Annotated in this window: 18 protein-coding genes and 2 tRNA genes; 17 read left to right on the forward strand and 3 right to left on the reverse strand. The window is 68.2% G+C overall.

The genetic code is table 11. From position 1 onward, the window contains the following. The 3 genes from HUU99_RS11910 to HUU99_RS11920 are packed head-to-tail and all read right to left on the reverse strand — an operon-like array spanning position 1 to position 2,536. Entirely contained in the window at positions 1-594 is a 594-nt protein-coding gene (locus tag HUU99_RS11910; protein ID WP_174286836.1) for a methyltransferase family protein, read from the reverse strand. Continuing rightward, complete coding sequence (locus tag HUU99_RS11915) at positions 594-839, reverse strand: hypothetical protein (RefSeq protein ID WP_174286803.1); 246 nt, start codon at positions 837-839, stop codon at positions 594-596. The genes HUU99_RS11910 and HUU99_RS11915 overlap by 1 nt, the downstream gene beginning before the upstream one ends. Beyond that, positions 836-2,536 (reverse strand): M1 family metallopeptidase, encoded by a 1,701-nt coding sequence (locus HUU99_RS11920; protein WP_174286804.1) that lies wholly within the window; start codon positions 2,534-2,536, stop codon positions 836-838. Before HUU99_RS11920 ends, HUU99_RS11915 begins: the two co-directional genes overlap by 4 nt. A 485-nt stretch (positions 2,537-3,021) precedes the next feature. On the opposite strand from HUU99_RS11920, the gene lon reads away from it, so the two are divergent. The 17 genes from lon (at position 3,022) to HUU99_RS12005 (ending at position 18,671) form a co-directional block, all read left to right on the forward strand. Next, the gene (lon, locus tag HUU99_RS11925; RefSeq protein WP_174286805.1) at positions 3,022-5,415 is read left to right on the forward strand and encodes an endopeptidase La; all 2,394 of its coding nucleotides are present in this window, start codon (positions 3,022-3,024) and stop codon (positions 5,413-5,415) included. Between the two features lie 151 nt (positions 5,416-5,566). Next, positions 5,567-5,839 carry an HU family DNA-binding protein gene (locus HUU99_RS11930; RefSeq protein WP_174286806.1) on the forward strand — a complete coding sequence of 91 codons (273 nt, stop codon included), beginning with the start codon at positions 5,567-5,569 and terminating at the stop codon, positions 5,837-5,839. A gap of 75 nt (positions 5,840-5,914) precedes the next feature. Beyond that, a tRNA-Val gene (locus HUU99_RS11935) sits at positions 5,915-5,989 on the forward strand. A gap of 118 nt (positions 5,990-6,107) precedes the next feature. Next, positions 6,108-6,920 (forward strand): type II secretion system protein N, encoded by an 813-nt coding sequence (locus HUU99_RS11940; RefSeq protein WP_174286807.1) that lies wholly within the window; start codon positions 6,108-6,110, stop codon positions 6,918-6,920. Positions 6,921-6,922: 2 nt separating this feature from the next. Continuing rightward, the gene (gene gspD / locus HUU99_RS11945) at positions 6,923-9,184 is read left to right on the forward strand and encodes a type II secretion system secretin GspD (protein WP_174286808.1); all 2,262 of its coding nucleotides are present in this window, start codon (positions 6,923-6,925) and stop codon (positions 9,182-9,184) included. Continuing rightward, a complete protein-coding gene (gene gspE / locus HUU99_RS11950) occupies positions 9,184-10,761 on the forward strand; it encodes a type II secretion system ATPase GspE (protein ID WP_174286809.1) in 1,578 nt (525 codons plus the stop codon). Before gspD ends, gspE begins: the two co-directional genes overlap by 1 nt. An 83-nt stretch (positions 10,762-10,844) precedes the next feature. Beyond that, a complete protein-coding gene (gene gspF, locus HUU99_RS11955) occupies positions 10,845-12,065 on the forward strand; it encodes a type II secretion system inner membrane protein GspF (protein ID WP_174286810.1) in 1,221 nt (406 codons plus the stop codon). A 94-nt stretch (positions 12,066-12,159) separates the two neighbouring features. Beyond that, a complete protein-coding gene (gene gspG, locus HUU99_RS11960; RefSeq protein WP_174286811.1) occupies positions 12,160-12,639 on the forward strand; it encodes a type II secretion system major pseudopilin GspG in 480 nt (159 codons plus the stop codon). Then, positions 12,614-13,096, forward strand: coding sequence for a GspH/FimT family pseudopilin (locus HUU99_RS11965; protein ID WP_174286812.1), 483 nt, complete (start codon positions 12,614-12,616; stop codon positions 13,094-13,096). The genes gspG and HUU99_RS11965 overlap by 26 nt, the downstream gene beginning before the upstream one ends. Next, positions 13,086-13,490: a type II secretion system minor pseudopilin GspI gene (gene gspI / locus HUU99_RS11970; protein ID WP_174286813.1), complete on the forward strand. Its 405-nt coding sequence runs from the start codon at positions 13,086-13,088 to the stop codon at positions 13,488-13,490. The genes HUU99_RS11965 and gspI overlap by 11 nt, the downstream gene beginning before the upstream one ends. Next, positions 13,487-14,215 (forward strand): type II secretion system minor pseudopilin GspJ, encoded by a 729-nt coding sequence (gene gspJ / locus HUU99_RS11975; RefSeq protein WP_174286814.1) that lies wholly within the window; start codon positions 13,487-13,489, stop codon positions 14,213-14,215. The genes gspI and gspJ overlap by 4 nt, the downstream gene beginning before the upstream one ends. After that, positions 14,205-15,191, forward strand: coding sequence for a type II secretion system minor pseudopilin GspK (gene gspK, locus HUU99_RS11980; protein WP_174286815.1), 987 nt, complete (start codon positions 14,205-14,207; stop codon positions 15,189-15,191). The genes gspJ and gspK overlap by 11 nt, the downstream gene beginning before the upstream one ends. Then, positions 15,188-16,261 (forward strand): type II secretion system protein GspL, encoded by a 1,074-nt coding sequence (gene gspL, locus HUU99_RS11985; RefSeq protein ID WP_254603151.1) that lies wholly within the window; start codon positions 15,188-15,190, stop codon positions 16,259-16,261. The genes gspK and gspL overlap by 4 nt, the downstream gene beginning before the upstream one ends. Continuing rightward, positions 16,258-16,731, forward strand: a complete 474-nt coding sequence (gene gspM / locus HUU99_RS11990; RefSeq protein WP_174286817.1) for a type II secretion system protein GspM — start codon at positions 16,258-16,260, stop codon at positions 16,729-16,731. Before gspL ends, gspM begins: the two co-directional genes overlap by 4 nt. Beyond that, positions 16,731-17,459: a type II secretion system protein N gene (gspN, locus tag HUU99_RS11995; protein WP_174286818.1), complete on the forward strand. Its 729-nt coding sequence runs from the start codon at positions 16,731-16,733 to the stop codon at positions 17,457-17,459. Before gspM ends, gspN begins: the two co-directional genes overlap by 1 nt. Before the next feature lie 53 nt (positions 17,460-17,512). Next, a tRNA-His gene (locus tag HUU99_RS12000) sits at positions 17,513-17,589 on the forward strand. 32 nt (positions 17,590-17,621) lie between these two features. Further along, positions 17,622-18,671 (forward strand): Glu/Leu/Phe/Val family dehydrogenase, encoded by a 1,050-nt coding sequence (locus HUU99_RS12005; RefSeq protein WP_174286819.1) that lies wholly within the window; start codon positions 17,622-17,624, stop codon positions 18,669-18,671. Positions 18,672-18,674: the final 3 nt, after the last annotated feature.

Raw genomic sequence — 18,674 nt, forward strand, 5'->3', positions numbered from 1 at the left:
TCAAAACACCCCCGGCACGAACCGCCGGACGCGGCGCGCATAGTCGTCATACGCGCCGCCGAACAACGCACCGAGCAGCCGTTCCTCTTCGCCGATCCGCAGCCAGGTTCCGATGGCGTATAAGGGTATGGCACCGATCAGATGGCTGACATGGCCATAGGCGATCGCCATCGCGAGCATGAGCAGGAACAGGGCGACGTAGATCGGGTGGCGGACGATCGCGAACGGGCCGGTTTCGACCAGCCGGTGGTCGTCGCGGGTCCGTGCGACGATGCTCCAGTTGCGCCCCATCGTCCGCGACGCCCATGCGAACAGCCCGACGGTACCCGCCATGAGCAGCGCGACCGCCGCCGCCTCGGCCATCGCCGTCGCGCCGAGCGGGTCGAGCGTCACGTCGATCGGGCCGAAGCCTGCGAGGACGATGCCGACCCCCTGCACCAAAATGCCCAGCATCGATCGCCGCGACCGGGTCGCGTTTCCCCGCGCCTCCGCCCCCGCACGCCGCCTGGCGGCGAGCAGCGCGACGAGAAAGAACAGCAACCCGATCGCGAACGACGCGACTCCAGGCAGCCCGACGGGGTGGTTCCGCCACATCACCGCCGCGGCCGCTGTGCCGCGGCCAGCGCGATGCCGCCTGCGATCTGGAGCAGCCCATACAGCCGCCGTCGCCCCGGACGATCGCCGAACGGGCGGACCAACGCGTCGACCGCGCCGATGTCGCTCCGCCACAGATCGACATGGCGTTCGGGCTGGAGCAGCCCGAGCAATCCGTCGCCGATCATGAAGACCGCCGCCATCTCCGCCGATCGCCGGAGCCCCGTTGCCACCAAGTCGTTCATTTGCGTGCCTTTCTCTGCGCCGATTGCCATGCCTGATAGGCCTCCACCGCCTCCGACCGCTTAAGGATGCGCGCGTTCGGATCGACGACGACCTGCGCGTTTCTGGGGACCGTCAGGGTTGCGCGGCCGCCGGTCATCGCCACACGCTGCAACCGTTCGCCGACCCGAACCTCGACCGGCATCGGGAAGGTCGTGCCGCCGGGCGCGACCCAATCGAGCGTCAGCCTGGTCCCGGTCCGGGTCTGCTCCAGTTCGGGCAATGCCGCCTGGCGCAGATACACGTCGAAGAACCAGCGATAATCCCTTCCCGTCACCTGCCGCACGAAGCGCTCATACTCCGCGGTCGATCCGTAGCGCGGGGTGAAGTTGCCCGGCTTCGGATCGACGCGGCCATAGACCGCCAGCCGGGTCACCGCGCCCCACGCCTTGTCGCCGATCAGCCAGCGAAGCGTATGGAGCATCCACGCGCCCTTGTAATAGATATCCTGTCCGGGCCCCCCGCGCGAGGGTTCGTACACATCCTCCTCGGTGATGACGCGGCCGCGGACGATCGGGACCTTGTTCTCGATCCGGTTACGCTGCCCGTCCATCATCGTCGCGTAGCGTGCATCGCCTTCGCGCCACAGCCCGTAGAGCGGCTGCATATATTCCTCGTAACCTTCGTGCAGCCAGTAATCGTCCCAGTTGGCCGCGGTCAGCTGGTTGCCGAACCATTCATGGCCGAATTCATGCTGGAACAGCCAGTCGAAGCCCTCGGGTGCCTTGGCATATTCATTGCCGTAGCCGTTGATCGTCTGGTGCTCCATACCCTTGTAGGGCGTCTCGACCACGCCGACCTTCTCGTCGCCGAACGGATAGGGGCCGACGACGTTTTCGTAGAAATCCAGCGTCGGTGCGAATTCGGCGAACAGCGCGGCCGCCTGCTTCTGCTCGCCGGGCAGATACCAGTAGAACATCGGGATGCTGTTGCCGAATTTGCTGCGGTAGGTGCCGCTGATGACCTCGTACGGTGCCACGTTGAGCGCGATGGCATAGGTGTTGGGGTGCTTGACCCGCCAGTTCCACGTCGTGCGACCGTCCGCCAGCGTATCGACGCCGAGCAGCACGCCGTTCGAAGGCGCCTTCAGCCCCTTGGGCACGGTGATGTGCAGCGTGACGATGCCCGGTTCGCCGGTCGGGAAATCGAGGCAGGGCCAGAACAGGTCGCACCCGATCCCTTCTGCGGTCGTTGCGAACCAGGGACGACCGTCGGGCGTCTTCGCCCAGACCATGCCCGAGTCCCATGGTGCCTTCACCGCGACGTGCGGCTGGCCACCATAGGCGATGCGCGCGGTGACGGCGCGGCCCGCAGCGACGGGGGTGGGGAGGGTGATCGACAGCCGGCCCTCCGGATTGGCCCACGCGGTTTGCGGTAACGGTGTGCCGTCGATCGCTATCGCGGTAACGGGCAGATTGCGGTCGAGATCGACCTTCAGGACGGTCAGCGGTGCCTTTGCGGTGAAGACCAACGTTGCGATGCCGTTCAGCGTCTGCATGTCGGGCACCACCTCGAACGACAGGTCCGCGCTGTCGAACGCGAGCTTCGCCTGATCGGCATCGATCGGGCCGCCGGACTTCTGCGTCTGCGCCGTGATCGGGGGCTCGCCCTTCTTGGGGAGCGAGGCGGCGGCGGCGAGTGCGAAGGCTAGGGCGATCATCGACACACGATAGGCGAGGACCGTGGCAGGACGAAATGATCTTCATCACCCCGGGCTCGTCCCGGGGTTCAGGGCCACAGGCCGTATCGTTCGTTACTCTGGATGCCGGGACAGGCCCGGCATGACGGAACTTCGGTAAAATGGCGGCTTGCGCCATGGCCCCTTTCCAGCCCCCGAGTCGCAGCCGACGATTGCAGCGGATGCAATCGGAAGTGGACGAACCACACGCTACGTCGGCACGAAAATCACCCTGCGCGAAGGTTTGACGGCGGTGCGTGGACCGGAAGCGGGTGTGGTTGGCTGCCATGATCGCGAGCGGATCAGAAAGCGGCCGTGTAGGACAGCGGTTCCATCAGCTTCGTCATGCCGGGACAAGCCAGCATGACGATCGAGGGTGCCAAAGCTGCGCGATTGATGGAACGTCGATCCACCCCATATAAAGCACCGAGGGCGGTGCCGCATTCGGGCCGCCGGGCGGAGCGTTCATGACCCAATATCCAGTCCTACCCCTTCGTGACATCGTCGTTTTCCCGCACATGATCGTGCCGCTGTTCGTCGGTCGCGACAAATCTGTCGCCGCGCTGGAGGCGGCGATGGCGGCGGACAAGGAGATATTCCTGGTCGCGCAGCTCGATCCCGCGAACGACGACCCGGCGCGCGACGACCTGTACTCGATGGGTGTGACCGCGACCGTGCTGCAATTGCTGAAGCTGCCCGACGGCACGGTGCGCGTGCTCGTCGAGGGCAAGGCGCGGGCGACGCTGGAGACGTTGAGCGATGCGGACGGGTTTCTGACCGCCGCAATCGAACCCGTGCTCGACCGCGAAGTCGAAGGCCCCGAGGTCGCCGCGCTGATGCGGTCGGTGGTCGACCAGTTCGAGAATTACGCGAAGCTCAATCGCAAGCTGTCGTCCGAGACATCGGTGCAGCTGTCCGAGATCGACGATGCGCTGAAGCTGGCCGACGCAGTCGCTGCCAATATCCAGGTCAAGGTCGCCGAGAAGCAGGCGCTGCTGATGGAGGGCGATCCGGTCAGGCGGCTGGAGATGGCGTTCGCGCTGATGGAAGGCGAACTGGGCGTCCTGCAGGTCGAGAAGAAGATCAAGAGCCGCGTCAAGCGCCAGATGGAGAAGACGCAGCGCGAATATTATCTTAACGAGCAGCTGAAGGCGATCCAGCGCGAACTCGGCAACGAGGGCGACGAGGGCGACGGCGACGAGATCGCCGAGCTGGCGCAGAAGATCGCGTCGCTCAAGCTCAGCAGGGAAGCGCGCACCAAGGCGACGGCGGAGCTGAAGAAGCTGAAGACGATGGCGCCGATGAGTGCCGAGGCGACCGTCGTGCGCAACTATCTCGACGTGCTGCTGGGGCTGCCCTGGGGCAAGAGGTCGAAGATCAAGAAAGACATCGCCGCCGCGCAGATCGTCCTCGACGAGGATCATTACGCGCTGGAGAAGGTCAAGGACCGGATCGTCGAATATCTGGCGGTGCAGGCGCGGACCAACAAGCTGAAGGGCCCCATCCTGTGCCTCGTCGGGCCACCGGGCGTCGGCAAGACGTCGCTGGGCAAGTCGATCGCCAAGGCGACGGGGCGGGAGTTCATCCGCCAGTCGCTGGGCGGGGTGCGCGACGAAGCGGAGATCCGCGGCCATCGCCGGACCTATATCGGCTCGCTGCCGGGCAAGATCGTCACCAACCTGAAAAAGGCCGGTGCGTCGAACCCGTTGTTCCTGCTCGACGAAATCGACAAGCTCGGCCAGGATTTCCGCGGCGATCCGGCGTCCGCGCTGCTGGAGGTGCTCGACCCGGAGCAGAACGGTAAGTTCCAGGATCATTATCTGGAGATCGACCTCGATCTGTCGGACGTCATGTTCGTGTGCACCGCGAACACGCTGAACCTGCCGCAGCCGCTGCTCGACCGGATGGAGATCATCCGGCTGGAGGGCTATACCGAGGACGAGAAGGTGGAGATCGCCGAGCGGCATCTGGTCGCCAAGCAGATCGAGGCGCACGGGCTGAAGGCGGGCGAGTTCGAACTGACGCATGACGGCCTGCGCGCGCTGATCCAGCGCTACACGCGCGAGGCCGGCGTGCGCACGCTGGAGCGCGAGATCGCGAAGCTGTGTCGCAAGGCGCTGCGCCGCATCCTGGAAGGCAAGGCGACGAGCGTGACGGTCACGCCCGACAACCTGTCCGAGTTCGCGGGCGTCCAGAAATATCGCCATGGCCTCAGCGAAACCGAGCATCAGATCGGCGCGGTCACGGGACTGGCCTGGACCGAAGTCGGCGGCGAGTTGCTGACGATCGAAAGCGTGACGGTGCCGGGCAAGGGCGCGGCGAAGATCACCGGCAAGCTGGGCGACGTCATGAAGGAGTCGATCGAAACCGGCTTCAGCTACGTCAAGGCGCGCGCGCCGTCCTACGGGATCAAGCCGAGCCTGTTCCAGCGCAAGGACGTCCATATCCATCTGCCCGAGGGCGCGGTGCCCAAGGACGGACCGTCGGCGGGGATCGGAATCGTGACGTCGATCGTCTCGACGCTGACCGGCGTACCGGTGCGGCGCGAGATCGCGATGACCGGCGAAGTGACGCTTCGCGGGCGCGTGCTACCGATCGGCGGCCTGAAGGAGAAGCTGCTCGCCGCGCTTCGCGGGGGCATCGAGACGGTGTTGATCCCGGCGGAGAACGAGAAGGATTTGGCGGAGATCCCGCAGAATGTGAAGGACGGGCTCCGGATCATTCCGGTCGCGCATGTCGACGAGGTGCTGCGATTGGCGCTGACCGAACCGCTTGCGGCGATCGACTGGACGGATGCGGACGAGCTGGCCGCTCTGCCGCCCGCGCCGATCCTGCCAGTCGGCGGCGAACTCCATCATTGATCGATTCCGGTGGTGACGATCGCGCGGGACTTTGCGTCCCGCGTGGTGGTTTCGTTTGACTCGGGCCGCGGGGACCGCCTTATTGGAAATTCGGCGTGCGCGATTCCCTGGCGGAACGGCGGCTCGCATCAATGTCGAACGGGGGGTATGGATGAACAAGCAGGAGCTGATCGGGACGGTTGCGGACACGTCGGGGTTGACGAAGAGCGATGCGTCGAAGGCGGTCGAAGCCGTGTTCGACGCGATCTCGTCGTCGCTCAAGAAGGGGGACGAGGTCCGTCTCGTCGGTTTCGGCACATTCTCGATCTCGAAGCGCAAGGCATCGACCGGCCGCAATCCGCGGACCGGAGAGCCGATGACGATCAAGGCATCGACCCAGCCCAAGTTCAAGGCGGGCAAGGGCCTGAAGGACTCGGTCAACTAGGCGTCCTCCGGGCGGGGCTGGACAGTCCGGCCCCCGCCGCCTAAAGGCCCGCTTCCGGCTCCGACACGGGCTCCGGGGCGCGTAGCTCAGCGGTAGAGCACACCCTTCACACGGGTGGGGTCACAGGTTCAATCCCTGTCGCGCCCACCATTTTCCCGAGGCGCACGTTTTTCGATCGGAGGGCGGCCGCTTTCGTTGCTCTGCGTTTCCCGTCTTTGCCGTTGCGCCGGAACATGGCAATGGAGGGCCGAGTGGCGGGGACCGGCCGATGCGATTGAAGATGAATGCGCGGACGCGTCGGCTGCTGGCGAGATTGCCCGCGGCCAATGTCTATTCGGTTATGGAATTGGCTTTGCTCGCCGCGCTGGCGGTGCAGGTCGCGCGGTTGCTGTGGGTGGTGGTCACGCCGGTCGGGCCGGTTGGCGACTGGCGTCCGGCGCAGCCGAGCGTGGCCGGGTCGGCGCGCGACATCCTGAGCGGCTTCGATCCGTTCTTCCGCTTGAGCGGCACAGGCCAGCCCGCCAGCGTCACCGCGCTGAACCTGACCTTGTTCGGCACCCGAATCGACGAGGCATCCGGCCGGGGCTCGGCGATCATCGCGGGCGCGGACAAGCTGCAGAAAAGCATCGCGGTCGGCGAGGAGATCACCGCCGGGGTCAAGTTGAAAGCGGTGGCGTTCGATCACGTCACGATCGACCGCGGCGGCGCGAGCGAGGATCTCTACATCGATCAATCAGGTGTCGCGCCGCCGATGGTGCCCACCCCCGGCCCCGCAGCGCCGCCACCGATCACGCCGTCACCGGTCGCGCAATTGCGCCAGGACATCGGTTTCAGCCCGCGGATCGACGACGGCCGGATCAGCGGACTGGTCGTTCGGTCGCAGGGCAGCGGCGTGCTGTTCCGCCAGGCGGGCCTGCGCGACGGCGATGTCGTCACCGCGATCGGCGGCCGTCCGGTGACCGGCCCGCAGGATGTCGACCGGGTCGCGCGCGATTTCGCCGGTGGCGGCGCGATCCCCCTCACCGTCGAGCGCGGCAGCACGACATTGCCCCTCTCCATCACGATCGCGCCGACCAAATGAGCATGAGATTTCGTCCGCTCCTCATGGTGCCCCTCGCGCTCGCGCTCGCTGCGCAGGCACCTGCGCAGACGACGCTGAACGTCCGCGACGCCGATATCCGCGCGTTCATCGCCGATGCGGCGAAGGTGACCGGCCGCACGTTCATCATCGACAACCGCGTGGCCGGGAAGGTGACGGTGGTGACGGACCGGCCGCTGTCGAGATCCGAATATTTCGAGGTGTTCCTGTCGACGCTGCGCGCGAACGGGCTGATCGCGGTGCCGACCGCGAACGGTGCGCTTCGTGTCCAGCCGCTCGACAATGCCGCGTCGCAGCCGAGCCATGTCGGGACCGCGGGCGTCGGCCGGAACAGCTTCGTGACCGAGATCGTGCGGTTGCATTCGATCGATGCGCAATCCGCGGTCGATACCATCCGACCGCTGGTCAGCACGCAAGGATCGGTCACCGCGAACCGCGCGGGCAACAGCCTGGTGATCGTCGATTTTGCGGACAATATCCGTCGTATCCGCGAAGTGATCGGCCGGATCGATACCGATCGTTCGGCGACGCGCGTCGTCGCGCTGCAGAATGCCGGCGCGCGCGAGATCGCGACCGCGCTGAACGCGCTGATCGGGCAGGGGGCGGGTGCCGCCGGTGCGGCAGGTGCCCCTGGCGGGGCTGCCGGACCGAGCGCGACCGTCGCCGCGGTCGAAAGCTCGAATTCGGTCCTGTTGCGCGGCGATCCGCAGACCGTGTCGCGGCTGGCGGGCGTGGCGCAGGAGCTGGACCAGAAGGCGCGCAACGGTACGCAGATCAAGGTCGTGTTCCTGGAGAATGCGGACGCGGAGCAGATGCTGCCCGTGCTCCAGCAACTGGTCGGGCAGCAGCCCGATTCGATCCAGGAAACGACGCTGTCGCACGGCAGTTTCAGCCAGGCGAGCGGCAGCAGCGGCGCCAGTACCAGTTCGGGGATCAACGGCGGCACGATCCAGGCTGCGCCGCAACAGATCGTGCAGCAGCCGCAGCCCGCCGCGCCCGGCGGCGGGGCTAACGCGCAGAGCGGACAGCAGGCCGCGATCAGCACGCAGGGCGGACGAAGCGCCGCGGTCGTGACCCGCTTCGCCGGGGCCAACGCGATCGTGATCGCCGGCCCGGCGGAGGTGCAGCGTCAATTGGCCGACGTGATCCACCAGCTCGATACGCGGCGCGAGCAGGTCGAGGTCGAGGCGGTCGTCGCCGAAGTCTCCGACGCGACGGCGAGCCAACTGGGCGCGCAGATCCTGGTCGGCAATCTGAGTGGCGGCGCGTTCGCCGCGACGAGCTTTGCCAACACCGCGCCCAGCCTGCTGACGATCGCCGGTGCGATCGGCGCGCGCGCGCTCAACACCTCGACGACGACGATCAACGGCAGTGTCGTCACGACCAGCACCAACAGCACGATCAGCGATACGCTCGCGCAATCCGCGTTGACCTCGATCCTCGGGACCAGCGGCGGGTTCGTCGGCGGCGCGGGCAAGATCGGCAGCACCGTCCTGGGCGCGATCGTCAACGCGGTGAAGAGCGATACCGCGTCGAACCTGCTCCAGACGCCGCACCTCATCACGCTGGACAATCAGCAGGCGCATCTGCTGGTCGGGCAGGAAATCCCGGTCACGACCGGGCAGGCGCTGTCGCTGGCATCGGCCAACCTCAGCAACGCGTTCCAGACGATCCAGCGCGAGAATGTCGGCATCACGCTGGACGTGAAGCCGCAGATCAACTCGTCCGGATCGATCAAGATGTTCGTGCGGCAGGAGGTTTCGTCGATCGCCGGGCCGGTGTCCGCGACGAACCAGGAACTGATCCTCAACAAGCGAGGGATCGAGAACACGTTCGTGGTCGACGACGGCGCGATCGTCGTCATCGGCGGGTTGCTGAGCGACGACGAACGGCGCACGATCGAAAAGACGCCGTTCCTCGGCGACATCCCCGTCGTCGGCAACCTGTTCCGATCGAAGGCGACATCGCGGACGAAGACGAACCTGATGATCTTCATCCGCCCGACGATCCTGCGCACGCCCGACGACAGCCGCCGCCTGACCGAGCAGCGTTACGGCTATCTGCGTCAGTTGCAGGGCTATGCGCAGCCGGGCGTCGAGCCGTCGATCGACCAGCTGGTGCGCGATTACATGAACGCCGCGCCGCCGATCCCGTCCGCGCCGCTGCCGGGCAATATCGCCGATCCCAACATCGCGGTGCCGGTGCAGACGCGCTCGTCCAAGGTCATCCGGCGGGGCGACAAGTGATGGCGACCGCAGTGGCGATCGACGATATCGCGCCGTTGCCGCAGTTGACGTTGCCCTACGGCTTTGCGCGTAAATTCGGCGTAGTGGTGCAGCATAGCGACGTCGACAGCCACCTGACCGTGGCCCTCAGGGAAGGCGCGGACCCGAAGGCGTTGCTGGAGGTGCGGCGGCATCTGGGGAGACCGTTCGATATCGGCGTGGTCGATGCGGCAGCGTTCGACCGGCTGTTGTCCGACACCTATGCGATGGACGGCCAGGCGACCGCGATGGCGATGGGCGGGATGGGCGAACTCGACAGCCTGGCGGAAGGGATTCCCACCGCCGAGGATCTGCTCGATACCGCCGACGACGCACCCGCGATCCGCCTGATCAACGGCGTCATCGCGGATGCGGCGCGCAATGGCGTGTCGGATATTCATATCGAGCCGTACGAGACCGGGCTCGTCGTCCGGATGCGGATCGACGGGGTGCTTCGCGAAACGCTGAAGATGCCCGCGCATGTCGCGCCCGTCGTCGTCAGCCGGATCAAGGTCATGGCGCGGCTCGACATCGCCGAGCGGCGCGTGCCGCAGGATGGGCGGATGGGGCTGACCCTGGGGGGCAAGCTGCTCGACGTGCGTGTCTCCACGCTGCCCAGCCGGGCGGGGGAGCGCGTGGTGCTGCGTATCCTCGACAAGGACAATGCGGGCATCGACCTGGAGGCGCTGGGACTGACACCGGCGATGTACGCGCTGTTGCAGGGGGTGCTGGCCGAACCCAATGGCATCGTTCTGGTCACCGGGCCGACCGGATCGGGCAAGACCACCAGCCTCTACGCCGCGCTCCGGCTGCTGAACGACGGCAGCCGCAACATCCTGACCGTCGAGGACCCGGTCGAATATGCGGTCGACGGGGTCGGACAAACGCAGGTCAATCCCAAGGTCGGGCTGACCTTCGCCGCCGGGCTGCGCGCGATCCTGCGCCAGGACCCCGATGTCGTGATGATCGGCGAGATCCGCGACCGCGAGACCGCGGAGATCGCGGTGCAGGCGTCGCTGACCGGGCATCTGGTGCTGTCGACGGTCCACACCAACGACGCGGTCGGCGCGATCACGCGGATGCGCGACATGAAGGTGGAACCGTTCCTGCTCGCCTCCACGCTACGCGCGGTGATCGCGCAGCGGCTGGTGCGCCGACTGTGCCCGAATTGCCGGCAGCCGGTCGCGGCGCGCGAGACGGTGGCACCGCTGCTGGGGATCGATCCGGAGGCGATCGTGTTCGCCGCGAACGGGTGCGACCAGTGCGGGCATAGCGGGTTCAAGGGCCGGATCGGGGTGTTCGAGGCGGTGCGCGTCGACGAAACGATCCGGCGGCTGATCAACGACAGCGGCGACGAGGGGGCGATCGCGGCGCACGCGTTCCGCAATGCACCGACGCTGGCGAGTGCGGCGCGGGAGCTGGTGCTGGCGGGGGCGACGACCGCGGAGGAAGCGGTGCGCGTGTCGCGGCGGGATGCGGTGGAGGGGGAGGGTGAGACTCCCTCTCCCCCTGTGGGAGAGGGAAGGGCCCCGCTCGCTGCTAGCGAGTGGGAAGGGTGAGGGGGACGTTGCGGTCTTCACTCCCCCTCACCCTTCCGCGCCTTCGGCGCTCCCTCCCTCTCCCACGAGGGGAGAGCGAATAGGTGGACTTCGACTATATCGCCATCGATACCCGCGGTGCGGAGAAGCGCGGGCATGTCGCTGCGACCAGCATCGACGCGGCGCGCGACCGGCTCGACCGGCAGAAGCTGTACATCGTCCGGATCGACCCCGGCGCACCGCCGCAGGCGAAGAGTCGACCGTTGTTCGGCCTCCAGCTCGGCCGCCCGAAGATGTCGGGCAAGAACCTCACGCTCTTCACCCGCCAGCTCGCGACGCTCAACCGCGTGTCCCCGCTCGAGGAAAGCCTGCGGACGATTACGCGCCAGACCGAACAGGACAGCGTCCGCGAGATCGTCTCCGTCGTCCATGCGGGTGTCGTCGAGGGCCGCCGCCTCGCGGACGCGATGGCGCGCGAGCCGAAGAGCTTTCCGCCGCTGTACCGCGCGATGGTGTCGGCGGGCGAGAGTTCGGGATCGTTGCCGACGATCCTCGACCGCCTCGCCGTGCTGCTGGAGCGTCAGGCGGAGATCCGCGGCAAGCTCATCACCGCGCTCGCCTATCCGACGATACTCGCGATCGTCGCGATGGGCGTGGTGACCGCATTGATGATGTTCGTCGTGCCGCAGGTCGTCGAACAGTTCGATACGGTCGGCCAGACGCTGCCGTTCCTGACCCGGATGGTGATCGGGGTGTCGAACCTGCTGGTGCACTGGTGGTGGGTCATGCTCGTGGTCGTCGCGCTGATCGGGTTCGGCGGCTGGCGGCTGTTGAAGGATCCGGCGATCCGGTTGGCGTTCGACGGTCGGCTGCTGCGCATCCCGCTGCTCGGGCGGCTGCTGCGCGATCTCCATGCGGCGCGGATGGCGCGGACGCTGGGGACGATGGTCGCGAGCCGCCTGCCGCTGCTCGAAGGGCTGACGCTGACCGCCTCGACGATCCACAACCGGCGGCTGCGGCTGGCGTCGGACGAGATCGTCGAGGCGATCCGAGGCGGCGGCAGCCTGTCCGCCGCGATGCGCCGCGCGGGCGTCTTTCCCCCGCTGCTGACGTATCTCGCTGCGAGCGGCGAGGCGGCTGGACGGCTGGACGAGATGCTGGAACGGGCGGCGGATTATCTGGAGCGCGAATTCGATCGCTTCACCGCGACCGCCCTGTCGCTGCTGGAACCGGCGATCATCGTCATGATGGGCGGTATCGTGGCGACGATCGTGCTATCGATCCTGCTGCCGATCCTGCAGCTCAACACGCTGGCGGGACAGTGAATTTGTGAGGACGTTCATGCGGTTTCCTTCCCCCACCGTCACCCTGGCCTCGTGCCGGGGTTCAGAGCCACGCACGCATCGCTCGCGGCCCTGGATGCCGGGACGAGCCCGGCATGACGACAGAGGGGAAGAACACGGCTTCACGCCCCTGAGGCGTTCCGCCGAACACGGCTTCACGCTGGTCGAGCTGATGGTCGTAATCGTCATCATCGGCCTGCTCGCGACGATCGTGGCGATCAACGTCCTGCCCGCGGGCGACAAGGCGAAGGGCGTGAAGGCCAAAGCGGATATCGCCAACATCCAAGGCGCGCTCGATCTCTACAAATTGCAGGTCGGCGCTTACCCGACGACCGCGCAGGGGCTGGCCGCGCTCAGCACCCCGCCCGAGGGCGTATCGGCCGCGGCGTACCAGCGCGGTGGCTATCTGAAGGGCAAATTGCCCGAGGATCCGTGGCATCGCGCCTATCTCTACGCGTCGCCGGGCAAGCATGGCGACGCGGACGTCTGGACCTATGGTGCGGACGGCAAGGAAGGCGGCGAGGGGATCGATGCCGATATCGGCAGCTGGGAATAGGGCGGCCGCGTTTCCACAGCGCGGCTTTACCCTAGTGGAGTTGATGGTCGTCGTGACCATCATCGCGCTGGCGTCTGCGGCGGTCGTCTGGGCGATCCCCGACCCCCATGGGCGCGTGCTCGACGAGGCCACGCGGTTCGCGGCGCGCGCGCGGGCGGCGCATGACGAGGCGATCGTCGGCGGCAAGCCGGTCAGCCTGTGGGCGACGACCGCAGGCTATGGGTTCGAGCGGCGGGAGGGCAGACAATGGTCGGCGATCGCGGACAAGCCGTTGCGGGTCGAACGCTGGTCCGAAGGCACTCGCGCGGCGGTCGGCGAGACGAGCGGACGGGTGCGGGTGGTGTTCGATCCCACCGGGCTGGCGGATCGGCCGGCGGACATCCGCCTCGATCGCCGCGGCGCTGGTGCGGTGGTTCGGATCGGGGCCGACGGCAGCGTGCGCGCCGATGCGGTCTGATCGCGACACCGGCTTCGTTTTCCGACGGCGTTACGCCGAAGACGGCTTCACGCTGATCGAGGTGATGGTCGCGCTTGCCGTCTTCGGGCTGGCGGCGCTGGCGTTGATCCGGCTGGAGTCCGCGACGATCCGCGGCGCGGCGACGCTCGACGGAACGGTCCTGGCGCAGATGGTGGCGGAGAGCGTCGCGGTCGATGCGGTCACGAGCGCGCAGCCGCCGGTGCTGGGACCGGCACAGGGCGCGATGGTGGACGGTGGCCGCAACTGGACCTGGACGCGCGTCGTCTCGCCGTCGGGGGGCGGCGGGATATTGCGGGTCGATGTGTCGGTCGCGGATGCCCGGGGGCAGGTGCTGGGGCGGTTGACGATGGTTCGGCCGGGCACGGTTTCATGAGTCGGAAACTGCCCTCACCCTTCGCCGCCTTCGGCATCTTTTCCCTCTCCCAATGGGAGAGGGAGGGGGGCGCGCAGCGCCGGAGGGGTGAGGACACGCAAGGCCAAGAAGGCTTCACCCTCATCGAAGTCATGGTGTCGCTCCTGATCTTCGGCATGATCGCGCTCGCGGGTATCGCGATCCTGTCGTTCAGCATCCGCGCGCAGGCAGCGACCGGGGCGAAGCTCGACGATATCGGTGCGATCGATCGCACCATGTCGACGCTCGGTGCCGATCTCGCCCAGGCGCAGGCGCGACCGAGCCGGGACGAACGGGGCACGCCGCGACCGGCCTTCGCCGGCGAGGGCGGCTCCGCGGTCGCGCCGATGCTTTCGCTCGTGCGCGGCGGGTGGACGAACATCGATGCGGTCCCGCGCGCGACCGCGCAGAAGGTCGTGTGGCGGCTCGACGGGCATGTGCTGGTGCGACAGGCCTATCCGATGATCGACGGCGCGGCACCGCTTGCCCCTGCCGCGATGATGGCGCGGGTGAAGAGCGTCGCGCTTCGCTATCGTTACGCCGGGGCCTGGACCGGCCGCTGGACGGGTGCGGCGGGACCACCGCTGCCGCAGGCGATGGCGGTCGATATCGTGCGCGACGACGGCACGCTGTTCCGGCAGTTGTTTCTCGTGTCGACGGGTTACGACCCCGTGCCGACTCCTGCGGCGACGCCCCATGCGCCCTGATCCCGCCGAGCGCGGTGCCGCGCTGCTGACCGTCCTGCTGCTGGTCGCGGTCGTCGCGGTAATGGCGGGCACCGCGCTGGAGAAACTGCGGGTCGCGACCCGGCTGACCGGCAATACCGTCGCGACCGGGCAGGCGCGCGCGTTCGCGAACGCCGCGGAGACGATGGCGATGGCGCGCGTGACCAACCTGCTGGCGTTCGACCGCGACAAGGTGACGTTGCTGGGCGGCTGGAGCGATCGACCGTTCGGCCTGCCGCTGCCCGGCGGTGGCAGTGCGATGGCGCGGGTGACCGACGGCGGCAACTGCTTCAACCTCAACGGGCTGGTTCAACAGACGGGACCCGGCGTCTACGTCGATTATGCCCCCGCGCGGCTGGAATTCGTCCGGCTGATGGAGCTCGTCGGCGTCCCCGGCAATGCGGCGAACCAGATCGCGGCAGGCGCGCAGGATTGGATCGACAGCGATCAGGACGTCCAGCCCGGCGGGGCCGAGGACCCGACCTACCTGGCGCAAGCGACGCCGTACCGCACTGCCGGTACGCTGATGACGGACCCCAGCGAATTGCGCGTAGTCGCCGGGGTGACGCCCGATATCTACCGCGCGATCGGCCCTTGGGTCTGTGCGCTGCCGCCCGCGCGGCCGGTCGCGATCAACATCGACACACTGGCCCCCGAACGCGCCCCGCTGCTGGCGATGCTGGCCCCCGATACGCTGTCCGTCGGCGCGGCGCAGCAGGCGCTGTCGCGGCGGCCCCCGACAGGCTTCCCGGACACCGGCGCGTTCTGGCAGCAGCCATCGCTCGCATCGATCGGCAACCTCGGCGGGGCGGCGGGGCGTACGGCGGTGACGACGACGTGGTTCGCACTGCGGATCGATGTCGCGCAAGCATCGACCACGCTGACCGAACGCGCGACGATCGACGCGAACAGGCTTCCCGTCCGGCTTGTATCGCGGCAATGGGGGGAGGATCCGTGACGACACTGCTCTTCCTTCCCGGCGACGATCGCGGCTGGTCCTGGATGCGGATCCACGCCGACGCGCGAGTCGAAAGCGGGGAGGGTATTCCCGTGGATCAAGGCGACACCGTCGCGGTCGCGCCGGCGGATGCGGTGACGCTGCACTGGGCGGAACTTCCGGTACGATCGGCTGCGCAGGCGACCGCCGCCGCGCGCATTCTCGCCGGTGAAGCGAGCGCCGGTCCGGTGGCCGAACTCCATGTCGCGGTCGGCGAGGAAGGGCGGGCAGACCGGCCGATCGGCGTCGTGGGCGCGGGCCGGATGCGTGCATGGCTGGAGGCGCTGGCGGAGCAGGGAATCGACCCGGTCGCGATCGTCCCCGCGCCGATGCTGCTGCCGCGCCCGGAGGCCGGTTATGTCAGCGGCGAGATCGGCGGGCGGGGGGTCGTGCGCGGCATCAGCAGCGGCTTCGCGGACGAGGCGCGGCTGACCGATCTGGTGACGGGCGGCGTCGCCCCCGATGTGCTGGACCGCGATGCGTTGGCGCAAGGGATCGCGGCCGGGTCAAGCAACCCCGCGCTCGACCTGCGGCAGGGGATGTTCGCGCGTCGGCGCAGAAGGGCACCCGACTGGGCGCTGATCCGGCGGCTGGCGGTGATGGCGCTCGTCGTGCTGGCGATCACATTGGCGATCGACGTGGTGAAGATCGCAAAATACGAATTCGCGGCGGGTGCGCTGGAAGAACGCGCGGATTCGCTCGCGCGCACCGGGCTGCCGCGCGGCGAAAGCGTGAACGATGCGGATCGTCAGCTCGACGAACGATTGGCGCGGTTGCGCGGGCCGGGTCAGGGCTTTTCCGCGACGACCGCCGCGGTCTATGCCGCGGTGCGGAGCGTGCCGGGCAGCGAGATAACCGCGATCGATTTCGGCGCAGGCGGCACGCTCCGCGTGGCGCTCGCCACCGACCGTCAGGCCGCCGTGCTCGACGTGAAGAACGCCATCGAGGCGCTTGGCTACAAGGTCGACGCCGGCGTGTTCCAGTCCGCGGCCGGACGCGTGTCGGGCGAGATGACGGTGAGCGCGCCATGAGACCCCTGTTCGCCTGGTTCGACGGCCGGTCACTGCGCGAGAAGCGGCTGCTGCTCGTCGCCGCCGCGCTCGCGGTGCTGGCGCTGCTTTGGGGCGGGGTCGTCCGCCCCGTCGGCGATGCCCTGTCGAGCGAACGGGAACGCTATGCGGATGCGGTGTCGCGGCTTGGGTCGACCGAGGCGCGGGTCGACGCGGTTGTGGACATCGCACGGAGCCGTGCAGTAGCGATTGGCCCGATCGCGGACACGGTCCGCGCCGCGGCCGGGCAGGCGGGTTTCACGCTCGCAAGCCTCGATCCTGCCGGGCCCGACGCGGTGAAGGTCAATATCCAGTCGGCGCGCCCGGCGGCGCTCGCCGCGTGGTTGGCACGGCTCGAGGCGTCGGGCGTGCTCGTGGGATCGGCATCGCTGACGAACAATGGCGACCGGACGCTCGGCGTGACGATCACGCTGAGGGCACGGGGCAGTTGATGCAAATCCGGCTCGCCACTCGCCCGGCGGCACTGTTCGGCGCGATGCTCGTCGTCATGCTGCTCGCACTGCTGCCGATGCGCGCCGCGCTCGGCTGGATCGGTGCGGGCGATGATGGGCTGGTCGTGCGAACGGCGAGCGGCAGCGTGTGGGACGGGCGACTGACCGATGTCCGCTTCGGCGGCCTGGCGCTCGGCGACATGGACGCTGCCGTCTCGCCCTTCGCGCTTCTGCTTGGCCGGGCGCGGATCGCGGTCGACGGGCGCGATCCCGCACAGCCGGTCCATGGCGCGGCGAGCCTCAGCCGCCACGGTGTCGCGGTCGACTCGATGACCGCGCATATCCCGACCGGATCGCTGTTCGCGCCGGTGCCGGTCAGCGCGATCGATCTCGATACGGTCAGCGTCCGCTTCCGCGACGGCCAATGCGAAAGTGCGGACGGCCGGGTCACCGCGACGCTGGCAAGCGGGGGGATCGCCGGTATCACGCTGCCGGCGACCTTGTCCGGGCCCGCGCGCTGCGACGGCGGATCGCTGCTCGTGCCGCTCGTCAGCCAGGCGGGGACGGAGGGGATCACGATCCGGATTACGGGTGCCGGCAGCTATCATGCCGACCTGTCGCTCCGCCCTGGCGATCCGGCCGCGGTGGCGCGGCTGACGGGGGCCGGGTTCGCCGAACAGGGCGGCACGTACCGGTTGTCGATCGACGGCCGCTTCCGCCAATCCTGACGCTACGTCCTTGACGCCGCGGGCAAGCGACCGCTAGGGGCGCAGGCTTCGCGGCGACCGTAGTTCAATTGGTTAGAGCGTCGGCTTGTGATGCCGGAAGTTGCGGGTTCAAGTCCCGTCGGTCGCCCCATTCCCTTGCGCCAATTCCCGAGATTTCGAACGATGACCAGCGGCTGGGGTTTTCCCGATTTCGACGATCATGAGGGCGTGCACCTCTTCACCGATCCCGCTTCTGGGCTGCGTGCGGTGATCGCGATCCATTCGACCGCGATGGGGCCGGCCGCGGGCGGCGCGCGCTTCTGGCATTATGCGGACAGCGACGGGGCGATCACCGACGCGCTGCGCCTGTCGCGCGGCATGAGTTTCAAGAACGCGATGGCGGGCCTGCCGCTCGGCGGCGGGAAGGGTGTCGTGCTGGCGGATGCGCCGGGTGCGACGATCGGCGACGCGCAGCTCCGGGCGTTCGGCCGCGCCGTCGATTCGCTCGGCGGGCGCTACGTGACGGCCGAGGATGTCGGCATGTCCGAAGCGCGGATGAAGGTGATCGCCAGCCAGACGCGTTACGTCTCCGGCCTGCCGGTCGCAAGCGGGGCGGCGGGCGGCGATCCCGGCCCTTACACCGCGCAGGGGGTGTATCTGGGCGTGAAGGCCGCAGCGGCGCGCGGGCTGGGTGCGACGGACGTGAAGGGCGTCCGGGTCGCGATCCAGGGCGTCGGCTCGGTCGGGGGCGGGCTCGCGCGGTTGCTGGCGAAGGACGGCGCGGAGCTGACGCTGGCGGATGTCGACGAGGCGCGCGCGCAGGCGCTGGCGGAGGAACTGGGCGCGGTCGCGGTGTCGGCGGAGGCGATCCTGTCGGCAGACGTCGATCTGGTCAGCCCCAACGCGCTCGGCGCGATCCTGCACGAGGGCAGCATCGCCGCACTGAAGGCGAAGGTCGTGGCGGGTGGCGCGAACAACCAGCTGGCAACGCCCGCGGACGGCGACCGCATCCACGATCGCGGCATCGTCTATGCGCCCGATTACGTCATCAACGCGGGCGGCATCATCAATGTCGGGCTGGAATATCTGGGGCAGGGCAACGAGGCGGAGGTGATGGCGCGGATCGCGCGGATTCCCGCCCGGCTGGGCGAGATCTGGGACGAAAGCGAACGGACCGGCACGCCCGCGGCGCATGTCGCCGATGCGATCGCGCGGCGGCTGATCGGACGCTGAGCC

This window comes from Sphingomonas bacterium (assembly GCF_903642285.1).
Lineage (GTDB): Bacteria > Pseudomonadota > Alphaproteobacteria > Sphingomonadales > Sphingomonadaceae > Sphingomonas.

Coding starts and splice junctions, on each gene's coding strand:
- HUU99_RS11910 (WP_174286836.1), bottom strand. CDS start 594: ATGTGGCGGAACCACCCCGTCGGGCTGCCTGGAGTCGCGTCGTTCGCG.
- HUU99_RS11915 (WP_174286803.1), bottom strand. CDS start 839: ATGAACGACTTGGTGGCAACGGGGCTCCGGCGATCGGCGGAGATGGCG.
- HUU99_RS11920 (WP_174286804.1), bottom strand. CDS start 2,536: ATGATCGCCCTAGCCTTCGCACTCGCCGCCGCCGCCTCGCTCCCCAAG.
- lon (WP_174286805.1), top strand. CDS start 3,022: ATGACCCAATATCCAGTCCTACCCCTTCGTGACATCGTCGTTTTCCCG.
- HUU99_RS11930 (WP_174286806.1), top strand. CDS start 5,567: ATGAACAAGCAGGAGCTGATCGGGACGGTTGCGGACACGTCGGGGTTG.
- HUU99_RS11940 (WP_174286807.1), top strand. CDS start 6,108: ATGCGATTGAAGATGAATGCGCGGACGCGTCGGCTGCTGGCGAGATTG.
- gspD (WP_174286808.1), top strand. CDS start 6,923: ATGAGATTTCGTCCGCTCCTCATGGTGCCCCTCGCGCTCGCGCTCGCT.
- gspE (WP_174286809.1), top strand. CDS start 9,184: ATGGCGACCGCAGTGGCGATCGACGATATCGCGCCGTTGCCGCAGTTG.
- gspG (WP_174286811.1), top strand. CDS start 12,160: ATGCCGGGACGAGCCCGGCATGACGACAGAGGGGAAGAACACGGCTTC.
- HUU99_RS11965 (WP_174286812.1), top strand. CDS start 12,614: ATGCCGATATCGGCAGCTGGGAATAGGGCGGCCGCGTTTCCACAGCGC.
- gspI (WP_174286813.1), top strand. CDS start 13,086: ATGCGGTCTGATCGCGACACCGGCTTCGTTTTCCGACGGCGTTACGCC.
- gspJ (WP_174286814.1), top strand. CDS start 13,487: ATGAGTCGGAAACTGCCCTCACCCTTCGCCGCCTTCGGCATCTTTTCC.
- gspK (WP_174286815.1), top strand. CDS start 14,205: ATGCGCCCTGATCCCGCCGAGCGCGGTGCCGCGCTGCTGACCGTCCTG.
- gspM (WP_174286817.1), top strand. CDS start 16,258: ATGAGACCCCTGTTCGCCTGGTTCGACGGCCGGTCACTGCGCGAGAAG.
- gspN (WP_174286818.1), top strand. CDS start 16,731: ATGCAAATCCGGCTCGCCACTCGCCCGGCGGCACTGTTCGGCGCGATG.
- HUU99_RS12005 (WP_174286819.1), top strand. CDS start 17,622: ATGACCAGCGGCTGGGGTTTTCCCGATTTCGACGATCATGAGGGCGTG.